General features: G+C 56.0%; 18 protein-coding genes and 3 tRNA genes. 11 read left to right on the forward strand and 10 right to left on the reverse strand.

Annotated features, from left to right (window positions below):
- Positions 1–448: 448 nt before the first annotated feature.
- The gene (locus CKROP_RS00950) at positions 449–1,519 is read right to left on the reverse strand and encodes a histidinol-phosphate transaminase (RefSeq protein ID WP_012730872.1); all 1,071 of its coding nucleotides are present in this window, start codon (positions 1,517–1,519) and stop codon (positions 449–451) included.
- 255 nt (positions 1,520–1,774) lie between these two features.
- On the opposite strand from CKROP_RS00950, the gene CKROP_RS00955 reads away from it, so the two are divergent.
- Together CKROP_RS00955 and CKROP_RS00960 are read left to right on the forward strand one after the other, a co-directional pair.
- Positions 1,775–1,862 (forward strand) — tRNA-Ser (locus CKROP_RS00955).
- A gap of 188 nt (positions 1,863–2,050) precedes the next feature.
- Positions 2,051–2,123, forward strand: a tRNA-Arg gene (locus tag CKROP_RS00960).
- 251 nt (positions 2,124–2,374) lie between these two features.
- Here the strand turns inward: CKROP_RS00960 and CKROP_RS11410 are convergent.
- From CKROP_RS11410 to CKROP_RS00970, 3 genes are all read right to left on the reverse strand, one after another.
- Positions 2,375–2,512 carry a hypothetical protein gene (locus tag CKROP_RS11410; RefSeq protein ID WP_012730873.1) on the reverse strand — a complete coding sequence of 46 codons (138 nt, stop codon included), beginning with the start codon at positions 2,510–2,512 and terminating at the stop codon, positions 2,375–2,377.
- Positions 2,513–2,757: 245 nt separating this feature from the next.
- Entirely contained in the window at positions 2,758–3,186 is a 429-nt protein-coding gene (locus CKROP_RS00965; RefSeq protein ID WP_012730874.1) for a hypothetical protein, read from the reverse strand.
- A 381-nt stretch (positions 3,187–3,567) separates the two neighbouring features.
- Complete coding sequence (locus tag CKROP_RS00970) at positions 3,568–5,595, reverse strand: OPT family oligopeptide transporter (RefSeq protein ID WP_041629027.1); 2,028 nt, start codon at positions 5,593–5,595, stop codon at positions 3,568–3,570.
- Between the two features lie 209 nt (positions 5,596–5,804).
- On the opposite strand from CKROP_RS00970, the gene CKROP_RS00975 reads away from it, so the two are divergent.
- The gene (locus CKROP_RS00975) at positions 5,805–7,247 is read left to right on the forward strand and encodes a GuaB1 family IMP dehydrogenase-related protein (protein WP_012730876.1); all 1,443 of its coding nucleotides are present in this window, start codon (positions 5,805–5,807) and stop codon (positions 7,245–7,247) included.
- 17 nt (positions 7,248–7,264) lie between these two features.
- Here the strand turns inward: CKROP_RS00975 and CKROP_RS00980 are convergent, their stop codons facing one another.
- A complete protein-coding gene (locus tag CKROP_RS00980) occupies positions 7,265–8,302 on the reverse strand; it encodes a prephenate dehydrogenase (RefSeq protein WP_012730877.1) in 1,038 nt (345 codons plus the stop codon).
- 38 nt (positions 8,303–8,340) lie between these two features.
- Here CKROP_RS00980 and CKROP_RS00985 point away from each other — a divergent pair, with 38 nt between their 5' ends.
- The 7 genes from CKROP_RS00985 to CKROP_RS01010 all read left to right on the forward strand — a co-directional run bounded on the left by CKROP_RS00985 (position 8,341) and on the right by CKROP_RS01010 (position 13,154).
- Positions 8,341–8,853 (forward strand): tRNA adenosine deaminase-associated protein, encoded by a 513-nt coding sequence (locus tag CKROP_RS00985; RefSeq protein WP_012730878.1) that lies wholly within the window; start codon positions 8,341–8,343, stop codon positions 8,851–8,853.
- Positions 8,854–8,873: 20 nt separating this feature from the next.
- Positions 8,874–9,365 (forward strand): tRNA adenosine(34) deaminase TadA, encoded by a 492-nt coding sequence (tadA, locus tag CKROP_RS00990; protein ID WP_012730879.1) that lies wholly within the window; start codon positions 8,874–8,876, stop codon positions 9,363–9,365.
- 194 nt (positions 9,366–9,559) lie between these two features.
- On the forward strand, positions 9,560–9,721 hold the full coding sequence (locus tag CKROP_RS11415; RefSeq protein WP_012730880.1) for a hypothetical protein: 162 nt from the start codon (positions 9,560–9,562) through the stop codon (positions 9,719–9,721).
- A 108-nt stretch (positions 9,722–9,829) separates the two neighbouring features.
- Positions 9,830–9,917, forward strand: a tRNA-Ser gene (locus CKROP_RS00995).
- 118 nt (positions 9,918–10,035) lie between these two features.
- The gene (locus CKROP_RS01000; RefSeq protein ID WP_052292312.1) at positions 10,036–11,604 is read left to right on the forward strand and encodes a DHA2 family efflux MFS transporter permease subunit; all 1,569 of its coding nucleotides are present in this window, start codon (positions 10,036–10,038) and stop codon (positions 11,602–11,604) included.
- Between the two features lie 63 nt (positions 11,605–11,667).
- Positions 11,668–12,261: a hypothetical protein gene (locus tag CKROP_RS01005; protein WP_012730882.1), complete on the forward strand. Its 594-nt coding sequence runs from the start codon at positions 11,668–11,670 to the stop codon at positions 12,259–12,261.
- Positions 12,262–12,293: 32 nt separating this feature from the next.
- Complete coding sequence (locus CKROP_RS01010; protein WP_041628717.1) at positions 12,294–13,154, forward strand: hypothetical protein; 861 nt, start codon at positions 12,294–12,296, stop codon at positions 13,152–13,154.
- A gap of 22 nt (positions 13,155–13,176) precedes the next feature.
- Here the strand turns inward: CKROP_RS01010 and CKROP_RS01015 are convergent, their stop codons facing one another.
- Positions 13,177–14,574, reverse strand: coding sequence for a glycosyltransferase (locus CKROP_RS01015; RefSeq protein ID WP_012730884.1), 1,398 nt, complete (start codon positions 14,572–14,574; stop codon positions 13,177–13,179).
- Between the two features lie 47 nt (positions 14,575–14,621).
- Here CKROP_RS01015 and CKROP_RS01020 point away from each other — a divergent pair, with 47 nt between their 5' ends.
- Complete coding sequence (locus tag CKROP_RS01020; protein WP_041628718.1) at positions 14,622–16,055, forward strand: condensation domain-containing protein; 1,434 nt, start codon at positions 14,622–14,624, stop codon at positions 16,053–16,055.
- A 54-nt stretch (positions 16,056–16,109) separates the two neighbouring features.
- On the opposite strand, the gene CKROP_RS10475 is transcribed toward CKROP_RS01020, so the two are convergent.
- The 4 genes from CKROP_RS10475 to CKROP_RS01035 all read right to left on the reverse strand — a co-directional run bounded on the left by CKROP_RS10475 (position 16,110) and on the right by CKROP_RS01035 (position 18,999).
- The gene (locus tag CKROP_RS10475) at positions 16,110–16,298 is read right to left on the reverse strand and encodes a hypothetical protein (protein WP_012730886.1); all 189 of its coding nucleotides are present in this window, start codon (positions 16,296–16,298) and stop codon (positions 16,110–16,112) included.
- Positions 16,295–17,704, reverse strand: a complete 1,410-nt coding sequence (locus tag CKROP_RS01025) for a condensation domain-containing protein (protein ID WP_012730887.1) — start codon at positions 17,702–17,704, stop codon at positions 16,295–16,297. The genes CKROP_RS10475 and CKROP_RS01025 overlap by 4 nt, the downstream gene beginning before the upstream one ends.
- Before the next feature lie 373 nt (positions 17,705–18,077).
- Positions 18,078–18,404, reverse strand: a complete 327-nt coding sequence (locus CKROP_RS01030; RefSeq protein ID WP_012730888.1) for a hypothetical protein — start codon at positions 18,402–18,404, stop codon at positions 18,078–18,080.
- A gap of 1 nt (position 18,405) precedes the next feature.
- Positions 18,406–18,999 (reverse strand): gamma carbonic anhydrase family protein, encoded by a 594-nt coding sequence (locus CKROP_RS01035; RefSeq protein WP_012730889.1) that lies wholly within the window; start codon positions 18,997–18,999, stop codon positions 18,406–18,408.
- Between the last annotated feature and the right edge of the window lie 16 nt (positions 19,000–19,015).

Consider the following 19,015-nt stretch of genomic DNA (forward strand, 5'->3'; position numbering starts at 1 on the left):
ATGAGGACTTCGGTACCGTCTTCCCGCTGGCGGGAAAAGATCGGTCAGTCTCACCGGGCTTACCGTTCCATAACTTACGAGAGTGACAAGTTAAAAGATAAGGAGAACTAGGATTATTTCACCTTCTGTTAACCGAATCTCGCGGATTTAAGCCGTCGAAGTTAGCGACTGCATGGCTGCAGATGTTAAGTATTTTTGAGGGAAAATCCACTTAAGCTGGGGTCGAACCGAGTTTCATGTTGAAGACGGTGAGTGGGTAGGAAGCTAAATCTGTTGATTCTTTCACACTGTTACACTTACCCCTATATTGGGGGTATTTGATAGGTGTGCATGCGGTGGCCGGCCGAAAGTGCTGGCACGGAACGTCTAATACAAGACGTTCCGCCGGGGGTTTCCTGCAGGGGCCTTTCGCCAGGAAAATCCCGCGCGCTAGCGCACATTGAGCGAGCTACGCAATAGACCGAAGGGTGCTAATGAGTTGATCGGTCTCGTCAGTATTTGTGACGGTGATCCGCACTCCGTCACTGCTGAAGCACCGGACAAGGATATGTTCCTTCCCCAGGGCCTCGGTGAACGCATCAGATTGACCCCCAAGATTTAACCAGAGGAAGTTCGCCTGGGACTCTGGAATGTCATACTCGGTCAAATTCCACCGTGACGAGTGGATGAATTCGTTAATAAGGAAGTCGCGCAGGCGATGGCGCTGCGGAATCGTCCGAGAGACTCTCTCGGCTTTACTCTCAGGGCTGTTGAGGCACGCAATCGCAGCATCGTGGGCCATCGTGCTCACCGAGAACGGAACCTGGGTGCGGTTGAGTGCGCTAATGATCTCTGGGGTCCCAATCATGTAACCAACACGTGCGCCAGCCAGGCCATAACACTTAGAGAAGGTACGGGCGAAGCAAACATTAGGGTGTCGTCGCACAAGGCCCAGTGAATCCGGTGTGAGCTCGTCGTCGGTGTAATCCAGGTATGCCTCGTCGATACACACAGTGACACGCTCCGGAACGCGCGTAAAGAAGGCCTCTAGTTCGTCCTCTGTAACAAGTGTCCCCGTCGGGTTATTGGGGTTACATAAGATAATGAGCGACGTTTTGTCGGTGATGGCATCGGCCATGGCGTCGAGGTCGTGGCGATGGTGAGCATCGAGTGGGACCGCGACAGGGGTGGCTCCGGCGATCCTACTGAGGATGGGATATGCCTCGAATGACCTCCACGCGAAGAGCGTTTCGTCGCCGTCTTTGCAGGTGGCCAGAATGAGCTGCTGAAGAAGCGAAGAGGAGCCACATCCGATTGCTACTTCATTAATTGCGACCCCGTGGAGATCGGCGATAGCGTGATGCAAAGGTGAAGTCGCCATATGAGGGTAGCGGTTGAGGGTGTGCGCTGCGGATGTAATCGCTTCAATCGCGGCGGGGAGCGGCGGCTCAGAAGTTTCGTTGCTGGCTAGGACCAGGGCATCGTCGGCCTTTTTACCGGGCGTATATGTGGGAAGTTGGTCTAAGTCGGGGCGGATCATTCTTGTAATGGTAAGCCGGGGATTATGCGGCGCAAAAGTGGAGTAAAAGTGCGGTATGTGCCGCTGGGGAAATGTCGGGGGTTGTGGTGGTCTTTGCGGGTGCCGTTGAGGGGTAGCTCGCTTGCCGACGTTGTAGGTAGTGGTGTTTGTCTTCTCTAGTTGGTCCCTGTAGTATCGCCTACGGAATTCGCGACAGCGGTGTCTTCTTGATCAGTGGAAGCTGATCACGATCGACATTGTGCCGTGATTTTCGCTGGAGGTGTGCCAGAGCGGCCGAATGGGGCTCCCTGCTAAGGAGTTGACTCGCAAGGGTCCGAAGGTTCAAATCCTTTCACCTCCGCCATTTTTTAGCGCCTACTTCACTTTGTGTGGGGTAGGCGCTTTTCGATTGTGTACCAGCGGGATATGGAGTGGGGCGGGGCGTTAAGCAGCTGCTTAGGCTATGTGTTTTCGGGTCCTTGTGCGCTATTTTTCCTGATAAATGAATGAATTTGGGGGTCTGGCTCCCTCTGTGTAATATATGTCCCTGTTGCGCTCGTAGCTCAACGGATAGAGCATCTGACTACGGATCAGAAGGTTGGGGGTTCGAATCCCTTCGAGCGCACAACCAAGCCCCTCACCGCAGTATCGCGGAGAGGGGCTTTGGCAATCCGTGAAGTTGGCGCATGTGCATGCTCACGCTGACGTGATCGCCAAATCCGGAATCCCGTTTTCTCGTGTTCACATCCCGGAATTGTCTATTTCATCAAGATAACGAGAACGCACACGCTCATAGATGGCCTGGGCACGCTCCGGCGTCATCTGTCCGTGCGTGGGCGACTCTACAATGGCTGCAACACTATCTTCGGTGGGTTTCTATCCTGCTAGAACACCGCTTTGCATGGCCTCCACAACAGTGTGAAGGCGTTCCGCATCCAGACCTTGCAATGCATTGGGGAATGCTGCCTTGTAAGCTTCAACGCCACGTAAGAAGTTGTAGTCAACAGTGGGCATGATCGATCCCTACTTTCCGCTCAAGATCCATCCCAAACATAGCGGTCAAAACGCTTTAGTGGGCACATTTTGAGGATTTTGTTGGTACCCTGTCCGCACCGCTTGTGTCGTATAACCGCCACGTAAAAACCCGAAAAGCACAAGCCTGGACTGTGCCTACACCTAAGTAGGCACAGTCCAGGCTGTACTCAATTGTCGACCGGAAGCCGGTTATCTGTTACTCGGCCATGGTCGTAATAGCTCTACTAGTTGGATTCACCAGCGTCTCCACCAATGTTCGGAGCGATGTTGCCGCTCAGAGGCAGGTTGATGTCACCGGTGTCTCCCGAGAATGGGAGGTTGTTGTTGGATAGTGGCATGTCACCGGAGAGGTCTCCAGAAAGTGGCATCTTGCCTGATAGATCGCCAGATAGCGGCATGTTCAGGTTGTCACCAGACAGCGGAGTATTGATGTCACCGGTATCGCCGGAGAGTGGCATGTTGATGTCACCCGTTGTTACCTGGAGGTGAGGAGCAAAGTCGCCAACCTGCTCGGGGAAGTTGACATTAAATGTGGGTGGTTCTGCCGGTGCGGGAGCCGGTGCAGGTGCGGGGAGGCCCACATTGTTGAGCTCCACGAGAAGGTCCTTGATCGGCCCTTGCGTGATCTCGTTGATTTGGAGGAGGAAGTCCATCGGGTGTCCTTTCGGGGAAGCTTTAGGTCCAAGCCCAGAGCGGAGGTCTTTCCATCGGTCCGGAGCATCTCTGACATCAAACTTTTTGTTCCTGATTGACGTCGGTAGTGCCCCGTTCCGTGAAGGTCCTCTGTGGATCAGGGGATGATTCGGAGGTTAAGTCATCCCGCTATGTGCTGCAACTAGATCTGGAAATATAAGCAGGTGGTGAATCGATCACGATTTCGGCGTTGCACATTGATTTTTCTGAAAAATCGGGTGTTGCCCCTACGGAAAATGCGACAAGCTGTGTGTTTCTACCTTCGTCACCGTAGGTTACGGCTGCACTATCCTCGATGTATCAATTATTGGCTTCACCCCTTTATGGAGGGCGAAGCCGTCCTATGATTCTCGGATGGACGATCCCCGTGCCAGAGTCCGGGAATAGCGGTAGGCGCAACCGATGCACACGATAAAGAGGACAACACCACAGACTGCTGCCCCTGCTTCCCATTCCTTGGGAGCAATCGCTAAAACATCGCTATCTCCGGCCGCAGCAATGATCCCGGCATTGAGCACACCGAAAAGCGACTCACCAACAATCAACCCTGTAGCCAGCAACACTCCGAGTCGACGAGCAAGCTCCGGGTTACGTTGTTTCTTCGCCCACCGGTTGTAGACGTACCCAATCAGCGCTCCGATCGGGATGATGACCGTCAACGAACTGGGCAGATACATTCCCATTCCCACAGCGAGACCAGGCAGCGCGTATTTGCCATGCGACGTCGCGCTCACAATCTCATTAATAATGACGACGCTGACGCCGATAGCCGCTCCCAGACCGATCAATGACCAGTCCAATGAGTCGCCGAAAATACCTTGCGCCACCGAGGACAGCAGTGCGGCTTGAGGTGCCGCCAGCGCGTCATCTCCTGCGCCGGGTTCCCCGGCAAATCCGAATCCGGACATCATCAGTTGGAGCACAGGGGGGATAATCGCAGATCCGAAAAGAACACCGACGACGAGCGCTACCTGCTGTTTCCATGGCGTGGCGCCGACCAGCTGCCCTGTTTTCAGATCTTGCAGGTTGTCATTGGAAATTGTGGCCACGCCGAAAACAACGGCGGAGGTAAAGAGTGTATAGGCAATCAATACGTCGGAATGAGAACGTGATTCCGCACCCATCGCTACTTTAATGAGAAGGGCTGCGGAAATGACGACAATAATTCCCACGCCTGAAATCGGAGAATTCGACGCCCCAATTAAACCGGCCATATAACCGCAAATACTCGCCACGACGAGACCAACAAGCAGGATGTAGATGATGCTGATAGCGATCAGCCCACCTGTGTGATGCGCAATGGACGTGTCTTTAACGAATAGCCAGAGCAATAGGCCGATGGGGATCATAGAGAAAAGCGTTACACCCGCAACGACGGGGAACGGAATGTCTTGCTCAGTAATATCGACTGCTTTCCCCGAATGACGAGCCCTCGAAGACACTAAGGAATCTTTAATTCCTTTGGCGATGGGGCCAGTGATTTTAATAAGCGTCCACACAGCAGCGACGGCCATGGTGCCAGCACCGATGAACCGGACATCGCTGGAAAACGAGTCGGACACGATGCTTTCTAGCCCCGACGCGCCAGTTCCCGGGGGAATATGGCCGGCTGTGCGCAGTGGAAGTAGAACACCATAAGAAATAAGTAGCCCGACCACCATGGCAAAACCGACGGAAAGCCCCACCAGATGGCCCACGCCGATGAGGGCGAGTGACAATGATCCACCGATCATCGTTCCACCCGAGCCAATCCGGAACGCCGCCGAAATCTCCGTCGCTACTGTCTTCAGTGCAGCGAGCAACGCATAGCCGCCCGATGCTAAACCCCCGAGGATGATCATTCGCAGACCCATGCGATTTTCGTCCACTGCGGATGAGCCAGCTGACGACTGGTCACCGTCGTTAACAGAGTCTTGTGCGTGGGTATCTCCCACTTTCAAAACTTCCGCTGCCGCAACGCCCTCGGGGTAGGGGAGGTCAGAGTGCGTGACAAGGGCGCGTCGGAGCGGAATGGAATACATGACGCCCAAAATGCCGCCGATCGCACACAAAGCGGCCGTCTCCCAGTATGGAAAACCTGACCACCAGCCGATCATGACCAGGCCTGGGAGGACGAAAATAATGGCAGATAATGTTCCCGCTGCAGAAGCAATAGTTTGAACAATATTGTTTTCTGCAATGGTGTGGTCTTTAAAATTCCGAAGAATCGCCATTGAAATAACGGCGGCCGGAATGGATGTGGCAAAAGTTAGCCCAACTTTGAGTCCGAGGTACACATTTGCCGCAGTGAAAACCAGCGTAATTAAGCCACCGAGAATGACAGTCCGAAGAGTGAATTCTCGAGTTGATGCTGCTCGCTGCACTGCCACGTTGCTCGGCCCATTGGGGGAATCGTTGTTCGACCCATGGGCCGAACTATTACGCGAAGCGTTCTGACGGTCGTCGCGTAATTTAGGGGCCGCATGGGCGGAGGAATCATTCTGTTCCACGATGACGTTCTTTCTTCCAAGGTCTTCCTGGGGAAGCGTACCCGCGGTATTTTACTGACACGTCGGGTGCGCCCCGTACGATAGGCTCCATGCGTTTCTTAAACGGTATGGTCCCGCAGTACGACCTCACCTATGACGACGTCTTCATGGTTCCGTCACGGTCCTCCGTGGGATCCCGTCAAAAAGTGGATCTACACACCAACGACGGGACAGGAACGACGATTCCTCTCGTCGTCGCGAATATGACCGCGGTGGCCGGGAGGCGTATGGCGGAGACAATCGCCCGACGCGGCGGATTGGCCATCATTCCCCAGGATGTGCCGGCCGATATCGTCGCCCACACCATCGCCAGCGTGAAGTCCTCCGACCTCTTCTTTGACACCCCGATCACGGTGAAACCGCACCACACCGCGGGTTATACGCGCCACCTTTTGCCCAAACGCGCTCACGGCGCAGCCATCGTCGTCGATGATGGCAAACCCATCGGCCTGGTGACTGAAAAAGACCTGCGTGGCGTCGATAATTTCACCCAGGTTGGCCGGCTGATGAGTACATCATTGGTCACTCTTTGCGACGACACCACCCCGCAGGAGGCCTTCGCGTGTTTGTCCGAGGCTTCGCGAAAACTCGCCCCGGTGGTCAGTAAGGACGGCGAACTGAAGGGGATCATGACGCGCAAGGCGGCATTGCGCGCCACGCTGTATCAGCCTGCGGTCGATAAGAACAACGCGCTTCGCGTCGGTGCGGCGATCGGTATCAATGGGGACGCGACGGGCCGGGCAACTGCGCTGGTTGAGGCAGGTGCCGATGTCATTGTTGTGGACACTGCCCACGGTCATCAGCAGCACATGATCGACGTTTTACGCAAGGTGAAAGCCCTGGATCTGGGCGTTCCCATTGTCGCCGGAAACATTGTGACAGCGGACGGCGTCGAGGATCTCGCCGCTGCTGGTGCCGACATCATTAAAGTTGGGGTGGGCCCTGGCGCGATGTGTACGACGCGTATGCAGACCGGTGTTGGCCGTCCGCAATTCTCTGCCGTGAAAGAGTGCGCGGATAAAGCCCGCGAGGTGGGTGTTCACGTGTGGGCTGATGGGGGAGTCCGGCACCCGCGTGATGTCGCCCTGGCATTGGCTGCCGGCGCATCCAACGTCATGATCGGATCATGGTTTGCTGGAACCTTGGAGTCGCCGGGTGACTTGATCAAAGAAAATGATGGCCGTGCGTATAAAGAGTCGTTTGGCATGGCGTCGCACCGCGCCGTGGAGCACCGCAACTTGCATACCGAGGAGTTTGAGCGCGCACGCCGGTCAATGTTTGAAGAGGGCATTTCGCAGGCCCGCATGTACATCGACCCGGAGCGTCCAGGTGTAGAAGACCAGGTTGACCACATTGTTTCCGGTGTGCGCTCAGCGTTTACGTACGCGGGGGCGGATACGATCGAGACTTTCCGTGAGCGGGCGATTGTTGGGATTCAATCGGCAGCGGGGTATGCCGAAGGGCGGCCTTTGTCGTCATCGTGGAAGGCGTAGCGGTCGAACTCCCCCGGCTAGAACACTTCGATCCGCGCGCCGAGGTTCTCGGCCTGCTTAAGCTGGTCCACCCAGCCAGCATCGCCGGGATGCAGCCGCAAAACCGGTCGCTTCCCGGTGCGCGCTTCGTATCGAATGCGTGACCGGTGCCCAGCGTCGGCCAGCTCCGCGACGCTTGGTGGCGTCGCCCTCAAACTCTCCCGGGCTTCGTCCAACATGGTTTGGACTTCCTCAATGGCGCGGAGAACCTCCTTCACATTGTTCTCGCACATGGCCTCGGTCAGTTCGGGATCGGAACTGGCAACGCGCGTTCCGTCGCGGAAAGAGCCTGCAGCCAGGGACAATGCCAAGGCGCCTCCACTGTCACCCGCCACTGCCAGGGCATCAGCCAACACGTGTGGCAAGTGAGAAATCCGGGCAACAGCCGCGTCATGGGACTGTGCCCGCGCCGGGACCACCTCGGCACCGACATCGTAGGCAAGATTCACCACGCTCATCCATTCGCGCAGCCACCGGCCACCGTCGCCGTCATTCGTGGGGGCATTGTCGAAAGTGACGACCCACGGCGCGCCCGTAAATAGCCCGGTCTGAGACGCTTCCCACCCGTTGTGGCTCGTGCCGGACATGGGGTGCCCGCCGACGAAGCGATCATGCATCCCGCGCGCACGAACCTCCCGTATGACAGCCTGTTTCACACTTACAACGTCGGTAATACCGCAGGTCGGCGCGTGTTCCACGACACGGTCGAGCATGGTCCCCACAGCGCTCATCGGCGTGGCGATCACCACAAGAGCGTCCTCATCCTCGGCTCGTTCAAGCACAGCCGAGCAATCATTCGACGCGTCGAAACCGTCGTCGATAATGTTTGTCACTGTGGATTGTGTGCGGTCCCATCCGAAAACTCGCCGTCCCCGGGCCTGCACGTCGCGCATGATTGAGCCGCCAATGAGCCCCAGGCCGAGGATACACACGGGGCGGTCCTCGTGAAGAATGTGGTGCTTGCCGGGGGTTGTGGCTGGGTCGGGATAGACTCCGGATGGTGTGGAGATGCTCATTCTGACAAGTGTGGCACAGTCCGACTACGGTTATCTATATGAATGCGGGTGTGAACGACGACGGCCAGACTCCAACTTTTGCCGTTGCACTGACAAGTCAAGATGGGCAGTGGATGGGCCGGATCCTCCCTGAACGCGCCACGTGGGACCTTGATGTGGCCACGCGGGCTGTGCGCGATTTGCGCTCCGAAGGACCAAGTTTTGGCATGGTGTGTGTGGACGATGACTGGTTTGTCCTCATTCGTCCTACGCCACGGGGGGCGCAGCTTTTACTTTCCGACGCCACCGCCGCTGTTGTGGACGATTACGCCGCGGAAGTGTTGGATGAGCTGGACGTTGACGTCCCCGACATGGATCCTGATGAGCGGGCCGATGCGGAACCGTGGCCGGAAGGGGACCTGGAGATTCTCGAGGACCTCGGTGTACCCAGCGACGTGTTGGCCGTGATTTGCGACGACGATGAGTTGTGGGCATCGGAGCAGCTCCTCCGGATTGCGGAGGAAATCAATGCGGATGAGGAGCTTGCCGACGTAGCGCAGCTCGATTATTAGGTCATTATTAGGTCGCTGACGTGATTGGTGCTGGGCTGCCGCGGCCTGTCCCTGAGCAACAGACGGAACGCTGGATGCAAATGGCGTTGGACGTGGCGAAACGCACGCCGCCGGGCGACGTCCCGGTGGGTGCCGTGGTGGTTGACGCGTCGGGCCATGTTGTGGGGGAGGGGTGTAATGAGCGTGAATCCACGGGGGACCCGACGGCCCACGCGGAGGTTATTGCTCTGAGGGCGGCTGCTCGAGAGGTTGGCGACGGTTGGCGCCTGGAAAACCACACTCTGGTGGTGACCTTAGAGCCGTGCGTGATGTGTGCGGGTGCTGCGGTGACCTCCCGCATCGGGGGCATTATTTTCGGTGCGTATGAGCCGAAAACTGGGGCGTGCGGTTCGGTGATTGACGTTGTGCGTGATCCGGCGTGGCCCTTTCCGACTGTCGACGTCAGGGGCGGTGTGCTGGAGCGAGAATGTCAGGATCTTGTGGAGGAGTTTTTTGCTCGGCGTCGGAAGTGAACAGGGGCCATTGGTCAGCGTCGTAGTGGCGCGACTGTGCGCGCATGGCTGTGTAGTGGCGCAGCCGTGGTGTGCCGCCATATAAGAAAACGTTCCAAAAATTTGTCTAAAACGCATAAAACGGATGCATTGCAACGCGAATATCGCTACGGTCGGTATCACAGGTTTTATCTACTACGAAATGAGGTTTAACGATGGATCTTGACAACCTAAATGACAAGGCCAAGGACGCTATTTCCGACAACCGCGACAAGGTTGAGGAAAAGGCTAACGACGTCGCCGACAGCAAGTTGGGCGACAAGGCTGATAAGGCGAAAGAGGGGGTTAAGAAGGGCCTCGATTCTCTCGACAAGTAATTATTAGTGCGGGATTGCCGTTATTGCGTAACGACGTTGGTTTCCTGTTTGAGCAGGGAAAACGGGCGTGATTTTGGCTGCTTGGAGTCCTAGGCTAACCTAGTTCGCGGTGGCGTGTCCGAGCGGCCGAAGGTGCGGCACTCGAAATGCCGTGTGCGGTAACCCCGTACCGAGGGTTCAAATCCCTCCGCCACCGCATTATTTAAACCCCCAGCGGTAATAACCGTTGGGGGTTTACGCATATGTGCTCTTTTGTGCCTACTGCGCCCCGTGTTAATTCGTTACCCGCAATTCATCCCAGAATATGAGGTTTTATGGTTCAGCAGAGTCAGCGGTCGAGTAGCGTAGTGCTCATCGTCATCGGTTTGTCCCTAGCGATGTTTATGTTTTCGGTGAACCAGACGATGCTGAGCGTTGCGCTCCCAACGATCGTTGGAAGTCTGCACGGCGGCGACCATATCCTCTGGATATCCACCTCATACATGCTGGCATCGACGATTTTTCTCCCCATGTATGGAAAACTAGGTGACCGATATGGGCTAAAGAAACTATTTCTTTTTGCACTGATCGTTTTTATCATTTCATGCGTGTATGGGACGTTTGTTAACTCCATGCCGGCGCTAGTTATCACCCGCTTTATTCAAGGTATGGGTGGCGGAGGCTTAGTTGTTCTTTCCCAAGCTCTCTTAGCCGCCGCTGTTCCTCGTCGTGAGCGCGGAAAATACATGGGTTTCATCGGTAGCGTATTCGTGATTTCTACCGTCGCCGGTCCCGTCTTGGGTGGACTAATTACCGAATATTGGAATTGGCGCTGGACCTTCGGCGTCAACGTTCCCTTCGGAATCGCGTCACTCTTTTTGTGTATCAAGTTCTTACGGGAGCCGGAGCCAGAAAAACAGTCATCCCGTATCGACGTTGCCGGAATGGTCCTTATTGGTGCTGTGTCTACCTTCCTCGTTTTGTGTACAGCCTGGGCCGGGCATGGAGGCTGGGGGCAACCCAAAGTTGTGCTCTGCATGGTCGGTGCAGCGGCATGCGTCGTCGCATGCATGTGGGTAGAAAAGCACGCGGGCGATCCTGTTCTTTCCCCGTATATTCTCACCAACCGAAATTTTTTCCTCGCCACACTTATCGGCATGTTGCTTGCTCTGGGGACATTTGGCGTAACGACCTATTTGCCAGCCTATATACAGATTGTTGAAGGAATTGATGCCGTTACCGCTGGTTTTGTTCTTCTTCCGATGACAGCGTTGATGTTCGCCTTTTCTCTAATTTCGGGATTCATGGTCAGTAAGACCGAAAAGTATCGGGCTTTATTGGTTACGAGTGGCGTGTTCTGTGTAGCAGGATTTCTCGCGTTAAGCTCGCTCCATACCGGCTCTGGTGTCTATGTCCTCATCGCTGTCTTATGTGTCCTGGGCGTCGGTTTCGGTCTTGGAACCCAACTTTCTGTTTTAGTAGTTCAAAACTCTTTTTCGACGAAGGTGATGGGCACGGCAACAGCGTCGAATAGTTTATTCAGAGATTTAGCGGGCACCTTGGGAATGTCCGTTGTCGGCGCCTTTTTCGCCTCCCGCGCTAGTGCTCGTTTTGCCGAAACCGGTACTGGTGTGTCATTCGCATCGCTGACTCCGGAGTCAATGAAACAGTTGCACGAGCCTGTTCATAGCATCATTGCTCAGGCCTATCACGATGCTTTAATTCCTGTCTTGGGGACCTTTGTTCCGTTAATGATTGCGGTCGTTGTTGCCGCAATCTTCGTGCGTGATGACCGTTTGCGGGATACCGGCACAGTGACTCGAGTGAGATTAACGACCCGAGCGAAATTGTTGATACCGGCCTGTAACTACCGCTTACCACCGTTTCCGTCGCGACCCCCGTAGCGCTCACCCGGGAAATATAGAACAATTTGGGTAGAACTAACCCCAAAGGAGAGCTGACAAAGTATGAAAGCAATCGAAAGTAGCGAGTGGGTTATCGACGGGGCATTGACGGTATGGGAACCATCCACCCAGATGGCGGAGGCCCCCGAGCACACACCGACGGATCCCACGCCCCCATCGTTTTTGCAGAAGGATCACATCCGAGGAGTTCTCACTCAACGACAGTCGGGCAATACCCATCGCGCCTACACCTGTGCGGTGGCCACCCTTCCCGGACCGCTGAACACGGACGCAATGACCGAGGCAGTGAATAATTTTGTGTGCTCGCACGAGGGATTGCGGAGTACCTTCGTCGTCAATACAGATACCGCAGGCACCCAGGGCGCGGATGCTGGTGCTGCGGATGCTGCCGCAGCCAAAGCTGGTGGTGGGCAGCCTGAATTCGGTGGCGCGTCAGTAGAGCGGAAAACGGTCCCCGCATCTGCCATTGATCTTGTCCCGCGCGTCCTTGCTGAGGCACCTGATGGTGCTGGCGAAACGACCGCGAACGACATTTTGAATGATTATCTACCAACGCACGCGGTATTCGATCACTTTCCCGGTTTTGTTATCGGTGCTGTCGATAAGGGTAAGTACTGCGAGGTTTTTATGCAGTAGACCATGCTTTCGGTGATGGATTGTCTTTGTGCGTGGGCATTCTTGAATTAATGGCGAGGTACACCGGTACTCCGGCGCCCGGTTTAGTGGAAGATACGCACCCAAGCTTTGTGGAATATACCCGCGAAGAATATCAACGAGCTGCCACGGTCACCCCTGATTCGCCAGGGGTGAAGCTCATGCAGGAGTTCGTCCAGGCCACGGGCGGTGCCCCTCGATTCCCCTTGCCCACTGGAATCGAAAACAATGAGCCTCAGCCTGTTAAAGAAACCCAAGCAGATTTCACTCTTGCCGATGCTAATGACGTGAAAGTTTTACGTACATTAGCTCATGAGAAGGGAGTTAGCTTTAGTACCGTTGTGTTCGCTTTATTGGCGCTCGCGGAACATAAGGCGGCGAAAACAACTCGGTATTCAACCATCGTCGTGAACAGCACACGAGGAAAGAAATATGCGACCTCGCAGGGCTGGTTCTGCAATTTCAACCCGCTGACCTTTGATATTACGGGTGAAACTCTGGACGAAATTTTGCCCACCGTTGCCGAGGCGCAGCAGAAAATGCGCGAGGTCCTTTATGAGCCTGTCCACGCGTCAATCATGCCGCTGTTAGCGACCGGGGCCGTGGACGCAAGCATTTTCGATAGCCCGCAATTGGTTACCTATATGGACCTCAGCTGGTTCGCGGAACCAGAAGGCGCGAATATTCGCCTGCTCACGGGTGCCGGGAAGACGAAGAACGCCAGCTTGTGGGTTTTCCGTAATCCGGATGGCTTGCTCGTCGGAAGTCAGGCCCCCGACAACCCCGTCGCTGCGGAGTCTTTGCAGACGTTCTTCCGCGCATTCCGCGACGCGGTCCAAGACGCTGTTGAGAACGCCATTTCGCAAGAACGATAATCGCCCCGGGAGCTGCTAGGAATTAGCCAGCTTCCTTTTCAATGAGCCGGATCGCCGTCGATAATGCCTGGTCAGGCGTCGTCATCTCGGCGGCGAATGTTTGTGCAGCCTCCCGAACCGGTGACGACAGTGCGCGGTCGAGGTCGTCCGCGAAGTGCTCAGCGGTCAAATGTGACAATGACGACCCGACTCCGACGCCTAGGTTTTCAATGCACGATGCCCAGAAAGGTTGCTCGAAGCCGAAGGTGTAAATCATGGTCGGGTTCCCGGAACGCAGACTTGCCGCGGTCGTGCCGGCTCCACCGTGATGAACCGCAGCGCAGCACCGTGGCAGGACAGCAGTCTGATTGATCGCTCCGGTGAAATACACATCGTTAGCTTCGTCATGCTCTTTATTGCCGACGGGGGACGTTGTTGGTGGTTCGTCGTTGGTGACATTCGTCGTGCTGTCGAATCCGCTGAAGAGTACGCGCAGGTTTCGTTTTCGCGCAGCGGAGACAATGGTGTCCACAAGACGGGCCGGATGCGATACCGGCATTGATCCGAAGCTCACGAAAAGCGGTGCGCTACCACTGGAAAGCCAGTGGTCAAGATCGGCGGGGAGGGTGTCCGGTTCGTTGAGGCGTCGCCGCGCGGAGACCGGAAGATCAAGGTAGCCGACGACAACTTTGTTACTGCCTGTCCATTCTCTGGCGATGTCCGGGACGACTTTCGGGTCGCAGAGCTGTAGTTGAGGGACTGAACGGTCGCGTAAATAGCGTGTGAATGGGTGGAATCGAGGAGCGAGCCCAAGGTGACGTCGGAATGCATTCTCCCAATGCCCGTACAAAAGGAAGTCGAACCATTCCTGAATATGCCATGAATTCTTCTTCATCCATTTGGGAGCATTGCGGGTTAGTTTATGTGGCCAGCCCGAATAACTGTTATGCGAAATCGGCGCATATCGCAGGACAACGAGCGGAATATTCCATTTTTCAGCCAGTGAAGTCCCTTGCCTTTGGCACATAGGGTTCACAATTAACAGAGTTGGTTGTGTGAGTCCGGGGCGATTGGCATCCGACGAACCCTGGGCACTGTCATGAGAAAAGTAATAGTTGATGAGGTCTTGATGTAGATCATCAACGGAATGCTTAAGAAAGCGTGCAGCTAATCTCGCAATCGCGATGGGATTTTTGCTCGCCAATGTTGATTGTGCGCGATCGGTCATCTCGCCGATATTGATCCCCGCAGGGAACACTGACTGGATCCCGGCAGTGCGTGCAAAAGTCGTCAGGCTAGGCGTGCATAGGAATGTGACAGTGTGACCACGGTTCTGGAGTTCCAGGCCGAGACTAATAGCGGGTTGGATATCGCCGCGGCTACCAGACAAAACGAACAAAATATTCTGGTGAGTGGATTTCTGACTGGGGTGGGTGGGCATAAGTTTTCCTTGGAGGAAGTCGTGGTGAATAGTGGTGTGCGTGTTAGTTGGTAATTATTGCAGCGGGTTGGGAGAAACGTCCTGGTACCGTCGGTGACGTGGATGTGTGCTACCTCGATGATATTGCTCTTTCAGGCCCGTGTACTCAGTATCTTCTGGACTGGGATGGGACTCCCGGTTCGGAAACCTTTCCACTGACGCTTAACCAACGTAACCATCTGGAGAGTGTGAGGACGAGTGGCCGTCCATCGTGGGTCGCGGGATCGTTTGTCCTCCCCAGTAGTGTTCTCGATGGGACACAGAAGTGCACCGACGTTATTGCGGACGCAATCCGCACTCTTATCGGTGATTATGACGCATTGCGGCTAGTTCCCTCCGATTCGTCGGAAAGCGAAAATAGCCAGAGAATGTGGTCGAATGATCAACTATCGATCTCGGCCGAAGCATTCCTTACCGATTCTGACGCAGATTCTTCAACTATTCGTCAAGAAGTGGAGTCGAGGATCGACGACGCGTGCGTTCCAGGGCACAAACCAGGGCTCTTCTTTGCCCGGTGTGGTCGTCGCCTCGTGGTGGCAACTGACCATTTTCATGCGGATATGGCGAGCATCCACATCATTCTCCGACGCCTGTGGGATCTCCTGACTTCATCGACAGAGAAACTTGGAAACGGTAATAACAACCCCGAGGCCACCGATGAAAAAGTCGGCAACTCCCCAGCCCCTGATCCCGCCACAGCTCCGTCGTTTACTGATGCGGTACGAAAAGAAAAGGAAGCGTCCGCCCGCTGGCATGACAGCGAGAACAGTGATGAACTCCAGCGCGCGCTTGCGGTATGGAAGCGCTTCTTTGATCGCACCGAGGGAATTGTCCCGGCGTTCCCCGCCGAATTAGGGACGGCGACGTCGGTGACTCCTCACCACCGTACCGAACTTCTGCTACCTGCCACGGACATGACCGGGCCGATTGCAACGAGGACATTCGCCGAGGTCATGGCAGCTCTTGCCAGTTCTGTGCACACGGTGGTGGGGGCGGAATCCCTCCCATGCGTGGTTCCGATCCACACCCGCGGACGGTCGTCGAGTCCCTATCACGGGACCGTGGGGTGGATGGTCAGCAACGGTCCCGTCATCGCCGAGCCGGGTAACAGCGATGGTGTTCGCCAATGGTTGCGTGACGGTATCAACGCCGTGACCGTCCCACTGGACATCATTATGGAGACATTCCGCCCCGTGATGCCGACCCCGCAGCCCTTCATGGTGTCGTACAGCGATTTTCGCACCGGGCCCGGCCGGTCGGCAGCGATCCCCGGAGCCGTGTATTTTTCATCACTCGCCCCTACAGCAACAGTGCAGCTTTGGTTCACCAGAAACGACAAAGGGCTATCACTCCGGGCGAAATATCCCGGAACGCCCCAGGCAGAGGCAATACTCGACGAGTGCGTTGACGATCTCACCCGCCGGTTAACCGGTACCGCCTAAACCCGGACGCTCGGCCGGGACCCACCTGAGCGCGACTGCCTGAGCGCGCACCAACTAAGCGCGAACGGGCACAGCAGCCGCATAATCACCCGTCGTCACGACACTATGAATGATGGCAGCGAACCGTGACAGGAATGCAGCGATCGATTCTTCCGCCTGGGCGTTATTGGGGTAGCGCATCGAGACGTTAAGCCCCTCACCAGTGCGGTTGAGCCAGATGTAGACGTCGTCGTCGCTCATCACAGAGCTACGGAGAACGCGATCTCGATCCCCCACGTATCTGCACCCGGCACGAACCGCGTATCGACGTAGGAGATCACGAACCGCGGAGGCTCATTGATGTGCAATGCGTCGCTCACGGCGGCATAGGGGTAGACCGACAGATCACGGTGCCGCTTCGTCGCCTGAACCGTGTCCGAGAACGCGTCGGTGAAGCTCGATGCCCCGTTGAGCGGATCGTCGACGGGCATGAGCCCAACAAACCACCCGGCAGACAGCATGTACTTGGGCTCGTGGCGAGTGTGCATCGGCATGATATACCGCGCCGACGACACCGGCGAGAGCTCCGTGAGCGCCAACTTCAGGGCAGTCAGAAGCGCCGACTTGGTCGAGCCACCATTGGCTTTGGCGCGCTTACCCAGCTCCGCGATGTCCTTCTCGTTGAGCAACCACTGGGAGAGGCTGTGCTGTGCCCGGTGCTGGTCCGCCGGCGTGGCCGACCCCGACTCCGCGCCCGACCGGATAGGCAGCGGGAACACCGGCGGTGCAAGATGCCCATCAGTACCAGTGAGGAACTCCTTCCATTCCTCCACCGCACGCTCACGAGCGGACGCCGATTCCGTAACCGCGCGTTCTCCCGCACAGAAGTCCACATAAGAACCTGCTGGTGGCAGTGCTGGTTCCCGCTTATCGACGGCTGCTGCGTAGAGTTCCCTGAGCTCGGCGATGGTGAACAGCTGCGTGTAGGCGTCCATTACCGCGTGATCAGCGGCGAAAATGACGGTGAATTCCTGCGCTGCTTCAGACGTTTCAGGCTCAATCGTTGCGACGGTGACGTGCGGCCACCCGATCCCATTGACATGCTGAGCGAAATGCCGGTGAATCTCGTGGCGCAAGAGTTGGTCGTCGTGGTAAACGCCGAAGTCGTTTCGAGAAACATCAACTGCGGAAGAACCCAGCGTGTAGCGCGTAAAGGTCGTAGTCGCGTCGTCGCGGTCATTAGCGACGGCTGTCGTCCGGTATGCCTCATGACAGCTAAACCATGTGGTGAGGGCCTCGCGGAAAGCATCGGTATGCAGCGGCTGATGGATAACGAATGCTCCACCAATCCAATCCTCCGAGACGGAGGGAAGTCCCTGCTCAGCGTTGTTCTTTTCTGTGCGGAGAACTTCGCGGAGGTGATCCTCGTGGTTGATGGAAAGGCTGCGTTCGTCCTCGCTCCACTGGCTAGCGTCGTCGGTAAATTGCCAAGTAGACAGCTGCCCCGTGGGGAGGGGATAGTCGGCTAGTTCGGTGTATTCCATCGTGTCGTCCTTCGTATGCTTGTTGCCGTGCTTCTGTGCCAGTACTTCGATGTGCTTATTCAGCTGAAGTGCTGCTACGACTGTCGTGCGAGCAGTCGTGCTACTGCACTGAGTACGTGATTGCACGATGCGGGTGAGTGCACTGTGTAGGTGCGTTCCGGCCCGGGTAAAAATGCTGCTCTGGTGGGTCGATCGAGGACGCGGAAAGGGGAGACTGCCACGCCACGCTGGTTGCTATCTCCACGGTGAATAACGAAACACCGTAGATGAGCTAAAGGTTTGTACTCTCAAGTTTCGGTAGCGTAGGTTGCCGTGGCGGCCTCGTCAAGTGCTTATTTTCAATTCCGAACGATTTTTAATGGACTAGCCGTATGATTTGCAACATAATTGCGCATAGAGAGAAGGTAGAAAGACGAAGGAAACTGCCTGCTCACCGGCATATCGGTGAGCTCAACGACGCAGTCAAGGGGTGCCATCCACAAAATGGCAGTGAGGTTCGTTACATATCCGAGACAACATATGATGCAGCAGCGGTCAGCCCCGCCACTGTCAGAACAGAGGGCCATGCCCCAATTTTCTTAGCTAGTGGGTGCGACGCTCCGAATGCGGCCAAGTAGGCGGCGCCGAGTGCTTCAGCCTTCGCCGGGCCTCTCTTAGCAAGCCAGGTCCGCCCAGCGTAGAGGCCAGCTGCACCAAGAACGACGCCTCCCAGTGGCCGGATCCCGGTTTCACGCGCGGTGATCCATCCGCCGATCAAGCCCGTCGCAACAATAGGAGCCGTATCAACGTACTTGGCTTTCTTTAAAGTCCAGTTAGTTTTTGCCATATCAGTCAAAATACACGTCTTCTGGCTTCAACGACTCGGCACGGCGCGGTTGCGACTCCGCATTCTCCACATAATGGGCAGCATGGGGAATAAATGAATGAGATTGCTCATCGGACAGCTGCCGCTTGACCTTCGCCGGAACGCCCGCAGCCAGCGATTTCGCAGGGACTTCCTGTCCTTCCAACACCACTGCAGCAGCCGCGATCAGGCTTCCCTCGTGAACAACGCTGTGGGAGAGCAACGCAGATTTCATGCCCACGAGCACCCCATTTTCCACAGTGGAGCCATGAACCAGCGCCATATGCCCGACGGTGACATCGTCGCCTAGCGTGCACGGTGCATCACTATCGACGTGGAGAACGCTGTTGTCCTGAATATTCGTGCGTTCACCAATTCGAATCGAGTTCACATCGCCACGCAGAACGCAGCCGTAATACACGCTGGAATGCGCACCGATTTCAACATCACCGATCAACGTGGCATTGGGCGCAATCCATGCAGTGCGGTGAACTCGCGGCCGCCTCCCATTAAAGGGGAGAAGCAGCGGGCCGTCGGTGGATGAAGCCGTTTGTGGAGCGAAAGCCGAGTTTTCCATATCTCCATACTAGAAA

The organism is Corynebacterium kroppenstedtii DSM 44385, from assembly GCF_000023145.1.
Lineage (GTDB): Bacteria > Actinomycetota > Actinomycetes > Mycobacteriales > Mycobacteriaceae > Corynebacterium > Corynebacterium kroppenstedtii.